Source organism: Streptomyces sp. NPDC107562, from assembly GCF_055657325.1.
The window spans coordinates 246,996-264,134 of sequence record NZ_JBVKBE010000002.1 but is presented as its reverse complement, the minus strand read 5'-3'; the positions used below and the strand labels follow the sequence as shown (position 1 = coordinate 264,134).

The 17,139-nt window shown below is 70.7% G+C and carries 12 protein-coding genes and 1 tRNA gene; 4 read left to right on the top strand and 9 right to left on the bottom strand.

Going from position 1 to position 17,139, the window contains the following annotated elements; genetic code table 11:
- The first annotated feature begins 35 nt into the window (after nt 1–35).
- Both ACZ7LV_RS07015 and pyk read left to right on the top strand, forming a co-directional pair.
- A complete protein-coding gene (locus tag ACZ7LV_RS07015) occupies nt 36–755 on the top strand; it encodes an SIMPL domain-containing protein (protein ID WP_401676287.1) in 720 nt (239 codons plus the stop codon).
- A gap of 202 nt (nt 756–957) precedes the next feature.
- Complete coding sequence (gene pyk, locus ACZ7LV_RS07010) at nt 958–2,388, top strand: pyruvate kinase (protein ID WP_471936570.1); 1,431 nt, start codon at nt 958–960, stop codon at nt 2,386–2,388.
- A gap of 78 nt (nt 2,389–2,466) precedes the next feature.
- Here pyk and ACZ7LV_RS07005 read toward each other — a convergent pair.
- Nucleotides 2,467–2,552, bottom strand: a tRNA-Leu gene (locus ACZ7LV_RS07005).
- Between the two features lie 99 nt (nt 2,553–2,651).
- Between ACZ7LV_RS07005 and ACZ7LV_RS07000 the strand changes: the two genes are divergently transcribed.
- The gene (locus tag ACZ7LV_RS07000) at nt 2,652–3,320 is read left to right on the top strand and encodes an ANTAR domain-containing response regulator (protein ID WP_471936568.1); all 669 of its coding nucleotides are present in this window, start codon (nt 2,652–2,654) and stop codon (nt 3,318–3,320) included.
- Nucleotides 3,321–3,401: 81 nt separating this feature from the next.
- On the opposite strand, the gene ACZ7LV_RS06995 is transcribed toward ACZ7LV_RS07000, so the two are convergent.
- The 8 genes from ACZ7LV_RS06995 to ACZ7LV_RS06960 form a co-directional block, all read right to left on the bottom strand.
- A complete protein-coding gene (locus ACZ7LV_RS06995) occupies nt 3,402–4,118 on the bottom strand; it encodes an ABC transporter ATP-binding protein (RefSeq protein ID WP_189698918.1) in 717 nt (238 codons plus the stop codon).
- Nucleotides 4,115–5,005, bottom strand: coding sequence for an ABC transporter ATP-binding protein (locus ACZ7LV_RS06990; RefSeq protein ID WP_471936566.1), 891 nt, complete (start codon nt 5,003–5,005; stop codon nt 4,115–4,117). The genes ACZ7LV_RS06995 and ACZ7LV_RS06990 overlap by 4 nt, the downstream gene beginning before the upstream one ends.
- A 3-nt stretch (nt 5,006–5,008) precedes the next feature.
- On the bottom strand, nt 5,009–6,835 hold the full coding sequence (locus ACZ7LV_RS06985; RefSeq protein ID WP_471936564.1) for a branched-chain amino acid ABC transporter permease: 1,827 nt from the start codon (nt 6,833–6,835) through the stop codon (nt 5,009–5,011).
- A gap of 7 nt (nt 6,836–6,842) precedes the next feature.
- Nucleotides 6,843–7,775, bottom strand: coding sequence for a branched-chain amino acid ABC transporter permease (locus ACZ7LV_RS06980; protein ID WP_401676275.1), 933 nt, complete (start codon nt 7,773–7,775; stop codon nt 6,843–6,845).
- A gap of 114 nt (nt 7,776–7,889) precedes the next feature.
- A complete protein-coding gene (locus ACZ7LV_RS06975; RefSeq protein ID WP_471936562.1) occupies nt 7,890–9,116 on the bottom strand; it encodes a branched-chain amino acid ABC transporter substrate-binding protein in 1,227 nt (408 codons plus the stop codon).
- A 903-nt stretch (nt 9,117–10,019) separates the two neighbouring features.
- Nucleotides 10,020–10,412, bottom strand: coding sequence for a hypothetical protein (locus ACZ7LV_RS06970; protein WP_471936560.1), 393 nt, complete (start codon nt 10,410–10,412; stop codon nt 10,020–10,022).
- Between the two features lie 57 nt (nt 10,413–10,469).
- The gene (locus ACZ7LV_RS06965) at nt 10,470–10,958 is read right to left on the bottom strand and encodes a PaaI family thioesterase (RefSeq protein WP_471936558.1); all 489 of its coding nucleotides are present in this window, start codon (nt 10,956–10,958) and stop codon (nt 10,470–10,472) included.
- A gap of 105 nt (nt 10,959–11,063) precedes the next feature.
- Entirely contained in the window at nt 11,064–13,343 is a 2,280-nt protein-coding gene (locus ACZ7LV_RS06960) for an FdhF/YdeP family oxidoreductase (protein ID WP_471936556.1), read from the bottom strand.
- 222 nt (nt 13,344–13,565) lie between these two features.
- Between ACZ7LV_RS06960 and polA the strand changes: the two genes are divergently transcribed.
- Complete coding sequence (polA, locus tag ACZ7LV_RS06955) at nt 13,566–16,292, top strand: DNA polymerase I (RefSeq protein WP_471936554.1); 2,727 nt, start codon at nt 13,566–13,568, stop codon at nt 16,290–16,292.
- The last annotated feature ends 847 nt before the right edge of the window (nt 16,293–17,139 follow it).

Sequence of the window (17,139 nt, the reverse complement as noted above, 5' to 3'; positions counted from 1 at the left end):
AGTCGCACCCTGCGAGCGGTGACAGAGTGGGACGTATGACCTCACCCGCCGAGGAACCCCAGCAGCCCGCCGTCCCCTACGGGACCCCCGACGCCCCCCGCATCGCCGTCCGCGGTGAGGCCCGCCTGGAGGTCGATCCCGAGATCGCCCGCATCGGCATCACGGTGAGTGCGCGCGGCCGCGACCGGCGCTCCGCGCTCGACGACCTCACCCGCCGCAACGCCGGCGCCCTCGACCTGGTCAAGTCCTACGGCGATGCCGTGGAACGGGTGGAGACCGGCGCCTTCTCCATCACCCCCGAGCTCACCAAGCACGGGCGCGGCGAACGCATCCGCACCTATCACGGCGTCGTCCACGTCACCGCCGAGCTCACCGACTTCACCGCCCTCGGCGAGCTCACCTCCCGCCTCGCCGACCTCGACCTCACCCGTGTGGACGGGCCCTGGTGGGCGCTGCGCCCCGACTCGCCCGCCCACCGCGACGCCCGCCGGCAGGCCGTCCGTGAGGCGGTGCAGCGCGCCCGTGAATACGCCGACGCGCTCGGCACGACCCTGTCGGCGCTGGTGGAACTCGCCGACATCGGCGCCGAGAGCCCGCAGCCCTATCCGGCGGCCCCGAGCGGCCGGATGCGTTCCGTGGCCTACGCGGCGGCCGCCGAGGACGCGGCCGCGGCCCCCCTCGACCTCGAACCCCAGCGGCAGCATGTGCACGCCCAGGTCAACGCCCGATTCACCATGGTGCCGCCTCGACTGTGAGGAAATTCGGAAAAAAATACCTGAGTGAATACCTGACCGGAGCATGGCCCTTACCGACCGGAAAAGGGGCCTGGGCTGCGAAATGCTCATAGGAGCGCGCCCATGCACAATTCAACACTTGTCAACACCCCTTCACGCAAAGGTTGTTGAGTAGTCATGCCGGGCCAATTGTCTACCCGCCGGTAAGGCCTAGGCTCGCCTCATGCGCCGAGCAAAGATCGTCTGTACTCTGGGCCCCGCCACCGACTCGTACGACCAGATCAAGGCACTGGTCGACGCCGGAATGGACGTCGCCCGATTCAACCTCAGCCACGGTGGATACGCCGAGCACGAGGAGCGCTACCAGCGCGTACGCAAGGCCTCCGACGAGACGGGGCGCAGCGTCGGGCTGCTCGCCGACCTTCAGGGCCCGAAGATCCGGCTCGGCCGTTTCACCGAGGGGCCTGTACTCCTTGAACGCGGCGATTCCTTCACCATCTCCGTCGAGGACGGCGCGCGAGGCGACCGGCAGTCGTGCGGAACGACGTACAAGGGCCTGGCGGGCGACGTCACCCCCGGTGAGCGGATCCTCGTCGACGACGGCAAGGTGTGCCTCCAGGTCACCGAGGTCGACGGGCCCCGGGTGCACACCGAGGTCGTCGAGGGCGGCATGGTCTCCGACAACAAGGGGCTCAACCTCCCCGGCGTCGCGGTCTCCGTCCCCGCGCTCTCCGAGAAGGACGAGGCCGACCTGCGCTGGGCCCTGCGCACCGGCTTCGACGTCATCGCCCTGTCCTTCGTCCGCAGCGGCCGGGACATCGAGGACGTCCACCGCATCATGGACGAGGAGGGGCGCCGCCTCCCGGTGATCGCCAAGGTCGAGAAGCCGCAGGCGGTGGACGCCATCGACGACATCGTGGCGGCGTTCGACGGCATCATGGTGGCCCGCGGCGACCTGGGCGTCGAGATGCCGCTCGAACAGGTCCCGATCGTCCAGAAGCGGGCGATCAAGCTGGCCAAGCGGAACGCCAAGCCGGTGATCGTGGCGACCCAGATGCTGGACTCGATGATCGAGAACTCCCGGCCCACCCGCGCCGAGGCGAGCGACGTCGCCAACGCCGTCATCGACGGGACGGACGCGGTGATGCTCTCCGGGGAGACCAGCGTCGGGAAGTACGCCGTCGGGACGGTGCGGACGATGGCGAAGATCGTCGAGGCGGCGGAGGAGGACATCCTCGCCAAGGGCCTCTCCCCCCTGACCGAGCTGAACAAGCCCCGCACCCAGGGCGGCGCGGTCGCCCGGGCGGCTGCGGAGATGGGTGACTTCCTCGGCGCCCGGTTCCTGGTCGCCTTCACCCAGTCCGGCGACACGGCCCGCCGTCTCTCCCGCTACCGCTCGCCGATCCCGCTCCTCGCCTTCACGCCGGAGCCCGCGACCCGCTCGGAGCTGAGCCTGACGTGGGGTGTGGAGACCTTCCTCGGCCCGCACGCGGACTCGACGGACGCGATGATCGCGCAGGTGGACGAACTGCTGACCCGGTACGGCCGCTGCCGGCCCGGCGACACGATCGTCATCACGGCCGGCTCGCCCCCCGGAAAGACGGGAACCACGAACCTGGTCCGGGTGCACCACATCGGCGAGACCGCGCGCTAGGTGTACTCGGCCGGCGCGGCAGGCCCGAGGTGACAAGAGGCGGAGTCCCACCCGTGGGTGAGTCTCCGCCTGCTTTCGTGGTGCCGGGTGCGGGATTCGAACCCGCAAGCCCTCACGGGCAGATGTGTTTGAGACATCCGTGTATGCCATTCCACCAACCCGGCAGGACCGGCTGACGGAAGCATACCGGGTCACCGCAGGTCGCCGCCTCTAGGTAGGCTGCATACGCAGCAGTACTCGCCGGCCCGCACCAAGGAGCCCCCGTGACCGCCCCCGAGTCGCCCCAGCCCGCCCACGTGCCCGAAGAGGACAAGTCGCACGTGCCTCCGCTGACGACCCGAGTCGTCATCGCCGAGGACGAGGCCCTGATCCGGCTCGACCTCAAGGAGATGCTGGAGGAGGAGGGCTACACGGTGGTCGGCGAGGCCGGTGACGGTGAGCAGGCCGTGGAGCTGGCCCGGGAGCACCGCCCCGACCTGGTGATCCTCGACGTGAAGATGCCGAAGCTGGACGGTATCTCCGCGGCGGAGAAGATCACCGAGGAGTCCATCGCGCCGGTCCTCATGCTCACCGCCTTCTCGCAGCGCGACCTCGTCGAGCGTGCCCGGGACGCCGGTGCCATGGCGTACCTGGTGAAGCCGTTCAGCAAGAGCGACGTCGTCCCGGCCATCGAGATGGCCGTCTCGCGGTACACGCAGCTGAAGGAGCTGGAGAAGGAGGTCGCCGACCTCAGCCAGCGGCTGGAGACGCGCAAGCTGGTCGACCGCGCGAAGTCGGTCCTGCAGACCGAGTACGGGCTGACCGAGCCGGCCGCGTTCCGGTGGATCCAGAAGACGTCCATGGACCGGCGGATGTCCATGCAGCAGGTCGCCGAGGCGGTCATCGAGGACTCCGCGGAGAAGAAGGCGGCCAAGAGCTCCGACAAGGGCTGAGCCCACGAGCCGAACGAGGCCCGCGCCCCCTGTCGACCAGGGGACGCGGGCCTCGTCGTACGCGCCGAGGGCGCCGGAGGACTAGTCCTCGCCCAGGTACGCCTTGCGCACCGACTCGTCGTGCAGCAGGTCCTGGCCCGAGCCGGACAGCACGATGCTGCCCACCTCCATCACATGGCCGTGGTCCGCCAGCGACAGGGCCGCCTGCGCGTTCTGCTCGACCAGCAGGATCGTCGTGCCCTGCGACTTCAGCTCGGCGATCGTCGCCATGATCTTCTGCATCATGATCGGCGAGAGGCCCATGGACGGCTCGTCCAGCATGAGCAGCTTCGGCTGGGACATCAGGGCGCGGCCCATCGCCAGCATCTGCTGCTCACCGCCCGAGAGGGTGCCGGCGGCCTGCTTGCGCCGCTCCCCGAGGATCGGGAAGAGGTCGTAGGCGCGCTGGATGTCCTTCTCGATGCCGGGCTTGTCGTTACGCAGGAACGCGCCGAGGCGCAGGTTGTCCTCGATCGTCATGCGCGGGAAGATGTGCCGGCCCTCGGGGGAGTGGGCCAGCCCGAGCGAGACGATCTGGTGCGCGGGGGTCTTCTTCAGCGACTTGCCGTTGAAGCGGATCTGCCCGCCGACCGGCTTGAGCAGGCCCGAAAGGGTGCGCAGGGTCGTGGTCTTGCCCGCGCCGTTGGTGCCGATGAGGGTGACGACCTCGCCGGCGTCGACCTTGAACGAGATGCCCTTGACGGCCTCGATCTTGCCGTACGCGACCCGGAGGTCCTCGACTTCGAGCAGTGCGGTCATCGGTCGTTCTCCTTGCCGGACGACGTGCTGTCGGCCTTGGCCCCGGAGGCCTGTGCCTCGGCGGCCTCGACCTCCGCCACCTCGGCGGTGCCCGGGTCGCCCTCGAACGGCTCGCCCAGGTACGCGGCGACGACCCGCTCGTCGCCCTGGACGGTGGCGCTGTCTCCCTCGACGAGCTTCTCGCCCTGGACCAGCACGGCGACGCGGTCGCACAGGTTGAAGATGAACCGCATGTCGTGCTCGATGACGAGGACGGCGATGCCCTTGTCGCGGATGGCGAAGACCAGTTCCTCGGTGGCCCGGGTCTCCTGCGGGTTCATGCCCGCCGTGGGCTCGTCGAGCAGCAGCAGGCCCGGCTCGCTGGCCAGTGCCCGCGCGATCTCCAGCTTGCGCTGCTCGCCGTAGGGCAGGTTGCGGGCGAGGTGCTCCGCCTTGGACGCGAGGCCGACGAACTCCAGGAGTTCCATGGCGCGTTCGCGGGAGGCGGCCTCGGCCTTGTGGAAGCCGGGGCCGCGCAGCAGCGCGGACCAGAGGCCTTCCTTGGTGCGGGTGTGGCGGCCGACGAGCACGTTCTCCAGGACCGTCATGTTGGCGAACAGACGGATGTTCTGGAAGGTGCGGGCGATGCCCGCCGCCGTCACCTTGAAGGACTTCGGCGGCAGGACGGTGCCCTTGTAACGGACCTCGCCCTCGGTGGGGATGTAGAGGCCGGTCAGGCAGTTGAAGAACGTGGTCTTGCCGGCGCCGTTGGGGCCGATGAGGCCGACGATCTCGCCGCTGTTGACCTGGAGGTCGACGCCCCGGACGGCGGTCAGACCGCCGAACCGCATGGTGACGCCGCGGGCGTCGAGGACGGTCTCCCCGGTGGTGATGGTGTCGGTTGTCATGGGTCAGGCCCCTGCCTTGCTGAGGACTGTGGGTGCTTCCGTCTCTTCGTGGAACTCGAGCTGACGGCGCCGGTTGGGGATGAGCCCCTCCGGACGGAAGCGCATCAGCAGGACCAGTGCGAGACCGAAGGCGAAGAGCTGGTAGTCGCCGAGGAACTGGAGCTTGGCGGGGATGAGGTAGAGCAGCGCGGCGCCGACGAGCGGACCGCTGATCGTGCCCATGCCGCCGAGGACCACCGCGGCCAGCAGGAACGCCGAGTTGGGCGGGACCACGTGGGCGAACTGGTACTGCTCCGGCGTGACGGTGTAGGTCACATGCGCCTGGACCGTGCCCGCGAGACCGGCGAGCGCGGCGCCGAGGGCGAAGGCGATGAGCTTGACCCGGAAGCCGTTGATGCCCATGGCGAGGGCGGCGGTCTCGTCCTCGCGGATGGCGATCCACGCGCGGCCGATGCGGGAGTCGCTGCTGCGCCGGAAGACGACCACCACGACCAGCGTGATGAGCAGCATCAGCAGGAAGTAGTTGGCGAACCGCGCGATGGTGAAGCCCGCGATGGTGTGCTCCTGGCCGAAGTCGAATCCCAGGATGTTCAGGTTGGGGATCGACGAGATGCCGTTGGAGCCGTTGGTGATGTCCGGGCCGGAGGTGCCGTCCATGTTGAGGACGGTGATCCGGAAGATCTCACCGAAGCCGAGGGTCACGATGGCGAGGTAGTCGCCGCGCAGCCGCAGGGTCGGGGCGCCGATGATGACACCGAAGACCATGGCGACGGCGGCGCCGAGCAACGCCGAGGCCCAGAAGGGCAGCTGGATGTCGAACGGCGAGGAGGGCGAGCCGGAGACCATCGCCGCGGTGTAGGCGCCGACGCCGAGGAAGGCGACGTATCCGAGGTCGAGCAGGCCCGCGAGGCCGACCACGATGTTCAGGCCGAGGGCGACGGTGGCGAAGATCAGGATGTAGACGCCGATCGTCGCGTACTGGTCGTCGGACTGGGTGAACGGGAAGGCGGCCGCCGCGACGAACGCGCCGATCATCGTCACGTTGCGGTGCTTGCCGGTGAGCGCCGAGACGCGGCCCACGAGGCCGGCCTTGGCGGCCGCGGCGAAGCCGAAGCCGGCGGTGATGAGGAAGCCGACGAACAGCTCGTCGTACTCGGTGCCGATGCCGTACGTGAAGACGATCAGGCCGAGGGCGAGCGCCGCGACGATGACGAGGATCTCGGCGTACGCCGGCAGCTTGCGCGCCGGGGTCGCGGTGCCGGTGGCGAAGGAGGCCTTGAAGACGGCGAAGCCGTGCCGCCAATGGTGACGCAGTCGCTCCTGGGCGGTGTCCTCGGGGTCCGCCGGTTCCCGGTCCGGCCACGTGAACGGCAGGGCGAACGCGCCGAGTGCGGCGGCCAGGGTGGCGACCCCCGCGATCCAGGCGCCGGGTTCGAGGTTGACCAGTCCGCCGAGCTGGACCGTGATCGCGATGATCGTGTACCAGACGGTGGCGAAGGCGCCCAGCGCGGACAGCTTCAGGGCGCTGTCGGCGCCGGCGGGGGTGAGCCAGCCCAGGCCCTTGACGCCGTAGGAGGCGAGGCCGAACAGGGTGGTGAGGAGCCCGCCGACGAGGACGAGGACCTGGAGGCCGCCCGGGTAGCCGTAGACGGTGAGGTCACCGGGGAATTCGGACGTCCAGGTCCAGGCGAGGAAGGTCGAGACGATCGTCAGGACACCACCGGCGGTGGCGACGGCGCGACCGGCCTGCGGGGGGATTCCGATGAGTCCGGCGTGCTTGCCGGCGTCGACCTGGCGAGGGGTCTCCGGTGCTGTGGTCTGTGTGGTCATCGGTGGATCACGCCCTGTCCGCGACGCGCTCGCCGAGCAGACCCTGAGGCCTGAACAGGAGTACGAGGATGAGGAGTACGAACGCCCAGACGTTGGCCCAGGACTGGCTGCCGAACTGTTCCATGCCCGGGATGTCGGAGATGTAGGCGGTCGACAGGGCCTCGGCCACACCGAGGACCAGGCCACCGAGCATGGCGCCGTAGATGTTGCCGATACCGCCGAGGACCGCGGCGGTGAAGGCCTTCAGGCCGAGGATGAAGCCCATACGGAACTGGACCTCGCCGTACTTGAGGCCGTACGCGACGGCCCCGACGGCGGCGAACGCGGCACCGAGGGCGAACGCGACCACGATGATGCGGTCGGTGTTGATGCCCATCAGCTTGGCCGTGTCCGGGTCCTGCGCGGTGGCCTGCATACCGCGGCCGGTGCGGGTCTTCATCACGAAGTAGGCGAGGATCGCCATGCTGATCGGGGCCGCGACCAGGAGGAAGACGTCACCGGTCTGGATCGTGACGCTGCCGAGCTCGAAGGGGCCGCCGTGGATCTGCGGGAACGTGATGGCGGAGCGGGCGTCGGGGTACCAGGCCCACACCGCCTGCTGCAGCGCGAGGGAGAGGCCGATGGCCGTGATGAGGGGCGCCAGGCGGGGGGCCGTGCGCAGGGGGCGGTAGGCGAACCGTTCCGCTCCCACGGCGGCAAGGACGGCGACGATGATGCCTCCGATGAGCATCAGCGGGAGCGCCACCCAGAGGGACGTGCCGTCGGGCAGCACGTACAGGTAGACGGTGAGGGCGCCGAAGCCACCCATCATGAAGATCTCGCCGTGGGCGAAGTTGATGAGCTGGACGATGCCATAGACCATCGTGTAGCCGATGGCGACCAGCCCGTACATGGATCCTAGTAGCAGGCCGTTGACCAGCTGCTGCGGCAGTTCGTTCACCGCATGTCCTCCGAGACTTCGGATGATTCGTCGACAGGGGGCCGGATGCGAGTCCGCGCGGGGCGCCAGTGATGCAGCGCCCCGCGCGGCTCGGTCAAGTGGTGCGGGTGGGGATCAGCCCTCGTAGGTGCCGGACTTGGCGGCCTTCCAGGCGCCGTCCTCCACGGAGTACACGGTGAGCTGCTTGTTGGTGGCGTCACCGAACTCGTCGAAGGAGACCTTGCCGGTCACACCGTCGAAGGAGACACCCTGCATGGCCTCGGTGACCTTGGCGCGGGCGTCGTCCGGCAGTTCGCCGTTGTTGCCCTCGACGACCTGCTTGACGGCCTCGATGATGGCCCAGGCCGAGTCGTAGGAGTAACCGCCGTAGGCCTCGTAGGCCTCCTTGTAGCCCGCGGCGTCGTAGTTGGCGACGAACTCCTTGGCGGACGGGAGCTCCTCCACCGGGGCGCCGACGGAGGTGGCGAGGTCGCCGGTGCCGCTGGCGCCGGCCAGCTTGATGAAGTCGGCGCTGTAGATGCCGTCACCGCCGACCAGCGGGATCTTGGCGCCCGCGGCCTTGATCTGCTTGCTGAGCGGGCCGGCCTGCGGGTACTCGCCGCCGTAGTAGACGACGTCCGCGCCGGTGCTCTTGACCTTCGTGGCGACCGCGGAGAAGTCCTTGGTCTCGGGGTCGATGTGCTCGGTGCCGACGACCTTGCCGCCGAGCTTCTCGAACTCCGCGGAGAAGGTGGCCGCGAGGCCGGCGCCGTAGGTCTTCTTGTCGTCGATGACGAAGACCTTCTTCTTCTTGGCGTCGTTGTAGACGTACTGCGCGGCGAACGGGCCCTGGATGGCGTCCGTGGTCGCGGTGCGGAAGTACGACTTGTACGTACGCGCCTTCGAGGTCTGCCAGTCCGGGCCCTGGGTCAGCGCCGGGTTGGTGTTGGCCGGCGAGACCTGCACGAGCTTGGCGTCGTCGAAGACCTTCTGCATGGACTCGGCCACCGAGGAGTTCAGCGGGCCGACCACACCGAGGACGTCCTTGTCGGCGACGAACTTGGTGGCGTTCTGCTGGCCCGCGGAGGGCTGCGCCTGGTCGTCGAGGGCCTCGACCTTGAAGGTCACCCCCTCGACGTACTTCTCCTTGTTGGCCGTCTTGGCGGCCAGGTCCACGGAGTTCTTGATGCCCAGACCCAGAGCGGACAGGTCGCCGGTCAGCGGGGCGTCGATACCGATGACGACGGTGGTGCCGCCGCCGGAGTCCGAGCCGCCGTCCCCGTCACGCGAACCGCAGGCGGTGAGAGTGAGCGCTCCCGCCGCCAGAGCGGCGGTCATGGCGATGAGCGAACGTTGACGCACGATCAGTCCTTTCCCTGGCGCGGCGCTTCCCCGTGGAAGACGCCGAGTCGAGCGCTCGGGCCGAAGAGATGCCCAGTGACGTCGATTCCGACGGCGCGGTGACTGGCCGTGACTCTAAGCGTGTGCAGGGAACGTGGAGGAGAGTCTGACCAAGGCTGTGACGCTCTTGTTATGACACGACGTAATGCAGAGCGGTACTGAGCGGGTGGAAGCGCGGAATTCCGGCCGATTCGCCCAGTCCACATGATGAGACGTGCAGGACTGCCCGCTCTCCATCAGGAGTGTTTTCGATGTTTGGTGATGGCAAGAAGTCGTTGCCACAGGCTACTTGAAGAGCGGTCGAGAGGTCTTGCGCATAGCGCTCACCCAGGATGAAACTGTGTGCTTCCATTGCGCGCGTATTACGCAGGGTTACATCCAGGAAAGGGAGTCCGGCGTTCCGCGGCACTTTTCCGCAATCGGTGACCTTCATGGCGAGCTCGATCCTGTGCGGGATTCCGGTCCGCATACGGAAAGGCGCACGGGGATTCGCCGTCACCGAAAGCCCCTCGTACGGCTGGCTTATCCGGGTCACCGTCACGGGCGGGCCGGAGCGCGCGGTCACCGCCACCGTGAAGCGGAAGGCGACGGCCGGCCCACCGGCGGGAAGCGGGCCGACGTAGGCGAAGTGGACCGTCTGGGACGGGGGTGGCGGTTCCGCCGGGGGCGGGTCCTCGGGGCGGGTGGCGTGCAGGAGAACCCCGGCGGCCGCCAGGGCGGTGACCGCACAGGACGCGAGGAGGGCCCGGCGGCGCCGTGCGCACCCTCGCACCACGCGTCCCCGTGGACGCCCGGTTGCCGAGGGGGTGGGGGTCGGCTCCCACGCGCGTGTGCCCTCGCCCGGCTCGACCGGGCCCACGCCGCTCAACTCCACGGCCCCGCGGTGGGAATGCCGTCGCGGTACCGCTGCGCGCAGCGCTCCCGTGCCTGACGCCCGATCAACCGCTCGGCCGCCGCCCGGCCTTGGCGCCGCCGCTCGGCGCGGGCGGCGTCGACGACGTCACGCAGGATCTCGTACTGCCCGTTCGAGAGACCCATCGACTGGTAGTCGCCGTACGTGCCGTCGTCGAGGACCTCCCGGGACCAGTGGGTGATGATCCGGGCGCACACCTCGGCGGGCGGGGTGGTGCGCGGGGACGGCGCGGAGGGCGGTACGGCGGGACTGCGGGGGGCCGGACCGGCGCATCCCGTCAGGAGCGCGCCGGTCAGCAGTGCCAGCCCCAGGGCCGTCGGTCGGGTGGGTCTTCCCGCTGCCATGTGCCGACGCTACGGCGCCGCGTGCCGGGCGGGCAACGGCAAGGGAGCCGGGACGGGTCAGCCCGCCGCGCGCACCCGGTCGGCGTCCTTCGGGCCGGCGTCGCGCAGCAGGCACGTCAGCCGGGCGGTGCACACCCGGCGGCCGTCCTCGTCGCTGATCACGATCTCGTACGTCGCCGTGGAGCGGCCCCGGTGCACGGGCGTGGCGACGCCGGTCACCAGGCCGGAGCGGGCGCCGCGGTGGTGGGTGCAGTTCAGGTCGACACCCACGGCGATCTTGGAGATGCCGCCGTGCAGCATGGAGCCGACCGAGCCCAGGGTCTCGGCGAGCACGGCCGACGCGCCGCCGTGCAGCAGGCCGTACGGCTGGGTGTTGCCCTCGACGGGCATCGTGCCGACGACCCGGTCCGCCGAGGCCTCCACGATCTGCACGCCCATCCGCGTGCCCAGATGCCCGGCGGAGAACAGGGCGGGCAGGTCCACGCCGAGTGCCGCGTACTCGTCGATGACCTCTTGCGGGAACTTCACCTGGTGCTGCTCGCCCATCGGGACCGGCTCCGTTTCGTCTTCGGCGTCCTCGTCGGCGTCCTCGTCGTGGGACGCGCCGTGGTCGGGCGCGCCGCGATCCGGCGCGCCCTGCTGAGCAAACGCTCAGTCGGTCGCCGATTGTTCCAGACGGACCACGACCGACTTGCTGGCCGGGGTGTTGCTGACGTCGGCGGTGGCGTCCAGCGGGACGAGCACGTTGGTCTCGGGGTAGTAGGCGGCCGCACAGCCCCGCGCGGTGGGGTAGTGCACGACCCGGAAGCCGGGCGCCCGCCGCTCCACGCCGTCGGTCCACTCGCCGACGAGGTCGACGTACGACCCGTCGGCGACCTGGAGTTCGCGGGCGTCCTCGGGGTTCACCAGCACGATCCGGCGGCCGTTCCTGATGCCGCGGTAGCGGTCGTCGAGGCCGTAGATCGTGGTGTTGTACTGGTCGTGCGAGCGCAGCGTCTGCAGCAGCAGCCGGCCCGCGGGCAGCTTCGGGAACTCCACCGGCGCGGCGGTGAAGTTGGCCTTGCCGGTGGCCGTGGGGAAGCGCCGCTCGTCGCGCGGCGCGTGCGGCAGCGCGAAGCCGCCGGGACGGGCCACGCGCGCGTTGAAGTCGTCGAAGCCCGGCACCACGCGCGCGATGCGGTCACGGATCGTGGCGTAGTCCTTCTCGAACTCCTCCCACGGCGTGGCGCTCTCCTCGCCGAGCACCCGGCGGGCCAGCCGGCAGACGATGGCCGGCTCGGACAGCAGATGGCCGCTCGCGGGCTCCAGACGGCCGCGGGAGGCGTGCACCATGCCCATGGAGTCCTCGACGGTCACGAACTGCTCGCCGCCGCCCTGGAGGTCGCGCTCGGTGCGACCGAGGGTGGGCAGGATCAGCGCCCGCGCGCCGGTGACGACATGGCTGCGGTTGAGCTTCGTCGACACGTGCACCGTGAGGCGGGCGCGCCGCATCGCCGCCTCGGTGACATCGGTGTCGGGGGAGGCCGAGACGAAGTTGCCGCCCATGGCGAAGAACACCTTCGCCTCGCCGTCGCGCAGGGCGCGGATGGCCCGTACGACGTCGAAGCCGTGCTCGCGCGGGGGAGCGAAGCCGAACTCCCGCTCCAGGGCGTCCAGGAAGGCGGGTGCCGGGCGCTCGAAGATGCCCATGGTGCGGTCGCCCTGCACGTTCGAGTGGCCGCGCACGGGGCACACGCCCGCGCCGGGACGGCCGATGTTGCCGCGCAGCAGCAGGAAGTTGACCACCTCGCGGATGGTGGGCACGGAGTGCTTGTGCTGGGTGAGTCCCATGGCCCAGCAGACGATGGTGCGCCGCGAGGCGAGCACCATGTCGAGCGCCTCCTGGATCCGCTGCCGGTCCAGGCCGGTCGCGGTGAGCGTCTCGTCCCAGTCGGCGGCCCGGGCGGCCGCGGCGAACTCCTCGTAGCCGTGCGTGTGTTCGCGGACGAACTCCTCGTCGACGGCGCCCTCGGTCTCGACGATCAGCTTGTTGAGCAGGCGGAACAGGGCCTGGTCGCCGCCGATACGGATCTGCAGGAACAGGTCGGTGAGGGCGGAGCCGCTGGTCAGGCCCTTGGGCGTCTGCGGGTTCTTGAACCGCTCAAGGCCCGCCTCGGGCAGCGGGTTGACACTGATGATCCGCGCGCCGTTCGCCTTCGCCCGCTCCAGGGCGGAGAGCATGCGCGGGTGGTTGGTGCCGGGGTTCTGGCCGGCCACGATGATCAGATCGGCCTGGTGGAGATCGTCCAGCAGGACGCTGCCCTTGCCGATGCCGAGGGTCTCCGACAGGGCCGAGCCCGACGACTCGTGGCACATGTTCGAGCAGTCGGGCAGGTTGTTCGTGCCCAGTTCGCGGGCGAAGAGCTGGTAGAGGAACGCGGCCTCGTTGCTGGTGCGCCCCGAGGTGTAGAAGACCGCCTCGTCGGGAGAGGCGAGGGCGGTGACCTCCTCGGCGACGATGTCGAAGGCGCGCTCCCAGGAGACCGGCTCGTAGTGCTCGGCCCCCTCCGGCAGGTACATGGGGTGCGTGAGCCGGCCCTGCTGGCCGAGCCAGTAGCCGCTGCGGTGCGCGAGGTCCGCCACCGGGTGCGCGGCGAAGAACTCCGGGGTGACCCGGCGCAGGGTGGCCTCCTCGGCGACCGCCTTCGCGCCGTTCTCGCAGAACTCCGCCTTGTGGCGGTGGTCCGGCTCGGGCCAGGCGCAGCCGGGGCAGTCGAAGCCGTCCTTCTGGTTGACGCTGAGCAGCGTCAGCGCGGTGCGCCGCACACCCATCTGCTGCTGGGCGATGCGCAGGGTGTGCCCGATCGCCGGGAGCCCGGCCGCCGCGTGCTGCGGTTCGGCGACCTGCGGCGCGTCCTGAACCGGGTCGGCCTTGGGCGGCTTCGTTGCCATCGCCCGCTCTCCTTCGCCTAGCACGTGTGAGCTATGTCTCCGATCCTCGCACGTGGCGATGACAGCGGGGGAGGCCGGTCCCGGGGGAACGCGATCACCGTCGCCGGTGCGTGGCGGGTCCCGTCCTCGCGTTCCGGTGCACGGCGGGAGGCCGGAGCCGACCGTCGGTGCGTGGCGGGAGGCCGGGTCCGACTGTCGGTGGGGCGTGGCAGGATCGGGGACGTGGCAGAGACAGCATCGAAGAAGACCGACAGCACCCCCGGCGACAGCCGCCCGCGCCTGATGCTCATGGACGGGCACTCGCTGGCGTACCGCGCGTTCTTCGCGCTGCCCGCGGAGAACTTCACGACCGCGACGGGTCAGCCGACGAACGCGATCTACGGCTTCGCGTCGATGCTGGCCAACACGCTGCGCGACGAGGCGCCCACGCACTTCGCGGTGGCCTTCGACGTCTCCCGCAAGACCTGGCGCTCCGAGGAGTTCACCGAGTACAAGGCGAACCGCTCCAAGACCCCGGACGAGTTCAAGGGCCAGGTCGAGCTCATCGGCGAGCTGCTGGACGCGATGCACGCCCCGCGCTTCGCGATCGACGGGTACGAGGCGGACGACGTGATCGCCACGCTCGCCACGCAGGCCGAGGCCGAGGGCTTCGAGGTGCTGATCGTCACCGGCGACCGCGACTCCTTCCAGCTCGTCTCCGAGCACACGACGGTGCTCTACCCGACGAAGGGCGTCTCGGAGCTGACCCGGTTCACCCCGGAGAAGGTCTTCGAGAAGTACGGATTGACGCCCGCCCAGTACCCCGACTTCGCGGCGCTGCGCGGTGACCCGTCGGACAACCTGCCCGGCATCCCCGGCGTCGGTGAGAAGACGGCCGCGAAGTGGATCAACCAGTTCGGTTCCTTCGCGGAACTGGTCGAGCGCGTCGACGAGGTCAAGGGCAAGGCCGGGCAGAACCTGCGCGACCACCTGGAGGCGGTGAAGCTGAACCGCCGGCTCACCGAGCTGGAGCGGCAGGTGGAGCTGCCGAGGACGGTCACGGACCTCGCGCGCGCGCCCTACGACCGCAAGAGCGTCGCCATGGTGCTGGACACCCTGGAGATCAGGAACCCCTCGCTGCGCGAGCGGCTCTTCGGCGTCGACCCGGGCGCCGAGGAGGCCGAGACGACGCCGGTCGTCACCGAGGGCGTGGAGGTGGACGGCACGGTGCTGGGCACGGGCGAGCTGACGCCGTGGCTCACCGAGCACGGCACGGGCGCGCTCGGCGTCGCGACCGTCGACACCTGGGCCCTGGGCGCGGGCTCGGTCGCCGAGGTGGCGCTCGCCGCGCCCGGGGGAGCGGCCGCCTGGTTCGACCCGGCCGAGCTGGACGAGGCCGACGAGAAGGCGTTCGCGGCCTGGCTGGTCGACGCCGGCCGGCCCAAGGTCTTCCACAACGCCAAGGGCGCCATGCGGGTCTTCGCCGAGCACGGCTGGACCATCGAGGGCGTCGCCATGGACACCGCGCTCGCCGCCTACCTGGTCAAGCCGGGACGCCGCTCCTTCGACCTGGACGCGCTGTCGCTGGAGTACCTGCACCGGGAGCTGGCCCCCGCCGCCGCGGCCGACGGACAGCTCGCCTTCGGCGCGGACGACGGTGCCGAGGCCGAGGCGCTGATGATCCAGGCCCGTGCCGTCCTCGACCTGGGCGAGGCCTTCGAGGGCCGGCTGGCCGAGGTCGGGGCGGCGGACCTGCTGCGCGACATGGAGTTGCCGACCTCCGCCCTGCTGGCCCGGATGGAGCGCCACGGCATCGCGGCCGACCGCGCCCACCTGGAGGCCATGGAGCAGATGTTCGCCGGTGCGGTGCAGCAGGCCGTGAAGGAGGCGCACGCGGCGGCCGGGCACGAGTTCAACCTCGGCTCGCCCAAGCAGCTCCAGGAGGTCCTCTTCGGTGAGCTGGCGCTCCCGAAGACGAAGAAGACCAAGACCGGCTTCACCACCGACGCCGACGCCCTGGCCTGGCTCGCGACGCAGACCGACAACGAACTGCCGGTGATCATGCTCCGGCACCGTGAGCAGGCGAAGCTGCGGGTCACGGTCGAGGGCCTGATCAAGACCGTCGCGGGTGACGGCCGGATCCACACCACCTTCAACCAGACGGTCGCCGCGACGGGCCGGCTGTCGTCGACCGACCCCAACCTGCAGAACATCCCGGTCCGCACGGACGAGGGCCGGGCCATCCGCCGCGGCTTCGTCGTCGGCGAGGGGTATGAGTCGCTGATGACGGCCGACTACAGCCAGATCGAGCTGCGTGTCATGGCCCACCTGTCCGAGGACGCCGGCCTGATCGAGGCCTTCACGTCCGGGGAGGACCTGCACACCACGGCGGCCTCGCAGGTGTTCGCGGTCGAGGCGACGGCCGTGGACGCGGAGATGCGCCGCAAGATCAAGGCGATGTCGTACGGCCTGGCGTACGGGCTGTCGGCCTTCGGCCTCTCCCAGCAGCTGAACATCGAGGCGGCGGAGGCCCGCGCCCTGATGGACGCGTACTTCGAGCGGTTCGGCGGCGTGCGGGACTATCTGCGCCGCGCCGTCGACGAGGCACGGGCGACGGGGTACACGGCGACGCTGTTCGGGCGCCGGCGCTATCTGCCGGACCTCAACAGCGACAACCGCCAGCGGCGCGAGGCGGCCGAGCGGATGGCCCTCAACGCGCCCATCCAGGGCACGGCGGCCGACATCGTCAAGATCGCGATGCTCAAGGTCGACGACGCGCTGCGCGAGTCCGGGCTCCGGTCCCGTCTGCTCCTCCAGGTGCACGACGAAGTCGTCCTGGAGATCGCCCCCGGCGAGCGCGAGGCGGCGGAGGCGCTGGTCCGCCGCGAGATGGCGGGCGCGGTGGAGCTCCGGGCACCGCTGGACGTCTCGGTCGGCGTGGGACCCGACTGGGAGTCGGCGGCGCACTAGCGGCCCGACGTCCCGCCCGATGCCTCCGGCGCCTCTGCCGGAGGCCTCGTTCGCGTCCTGCGGCTGCCCGTGGCTGGGTCGCCACCGGGTGCGGCGGACACCGCGGCGCCGACGCGTGGGCCCGGTCCGGCCCTGGCGCGCGGCGGCACGGGGCCGCGCCGCCGCCGGACGGTCCCGGCTCAGCCCCCGCCGCATGCCGTCGGCGCGGTGGGCTTCCGGCGAGGTCCCTCCGCGCACGGCGTGCGGTGCGCCGTCGGTGGATGGCCCCTGACGGGGGGCATCCCGGTACGCGACGGCCGTCCGGCGGCGGCTCGCGGCCATCCTTGCGGGGCCCTGACGGGGGAAACCCCGGCACGCGAGGGCCGTCCGGGGCGGCTTGCGGCTGCCTGTGCGGGGCCCCGGACCCCTGCCCTGTGGGTTGTCCGTCCGGCGGCGGCTCCCGTCCGCCCCTGCGATGCCCTGCCGTGGATCCCCGCTCGGTGAGTTGTGCGGCGGCGGCTCCGATTCGCCTGTGCGGGGCCCCGTACCCCTGCCCGGTGGGGTTGTCCGTCCGGCGGCTTGCGGCTGCCTGTGCGGGGCCTGCCGGGACCCCGCCGGGGTCGTCCGGCGGCGGCTCCCGTCAGCCCGGGGCCCTGCCGGGTCCCCGCTCGGTGGGTTGTCCGGCGGCGGCTCCGGTCGCCTGTGCGGGGCCCCCGCCCGGTGGGTTGTCCGGCGGCGGCTTGCGGCCGCCTGCGCGGCGGTCTCGCCCCGAACCCCGCCCGGACGGTCGTCGCCGGTTCCAGCAGCGTGTGGGGCCCCGCCCCGGACGCCCGCCCGGGTCGTCCGGCGGCGGCGTCGAGCCGCCCCT

Coding starts and splice junctions, on each gene's coding strand:
- ACZ7LV_RS06960 (WP_471936556.1), bottom strand. CDS start 13,343: ATGGCAACGAAGCCGCCCAAGGCCGACCCGGTTCAGGACGCGCCGCAG.
- ACZ7LV_RS06995 (WP_189698918.1), bottom strand. CDS start 4,118: ATGACCGCACTGCTCGAAGTCGAGGACCTCCGGGTCGCGTACGGCAAG.
- ACZ7LV_RS06970 (WP_471936560.1), bottom strand. CDS start 10,412: ATGGCAGCGGGAAGACCCACCCGACCGACGGCCCTGGGGCTGGCACTG.
- pyk (WP_471936570.1), top strand. CDS start 958: ATGCGCCGAGCAAAGATCGTCTGTACTCTGGGCCCCGCCACCGACTCG.
- ACZ7LV_RS06990 (WP_471936566.1), bottom strand. CDS start 5,005: ATGACAACCGACACCATCACCACCGGGGAGACCGTCCTCGACGCCCGC.
- ACZ7LV_RS07015 (WP_401676287.1), top strand. CDS start 36: ATGACCTCACCCGCCGAGGAACCCCAGCAGCCCGCCGTCCCCTACGGG.
- ACZ7LV_RS06965 (WP_471936558.1), bottom strand. CDS start 10,958: ATGGGCGAGCAGCACCAGGTGAAGTTCCCGCAAGAGGTCATCGACGAG.
- ACZ7LV_RS06985 (WP_471936564.1), bottom strand. CDS start 6,835: ATGACCACACAGACCACAGCACCGGAGACCCCTCGCCAGGTCGACGCC.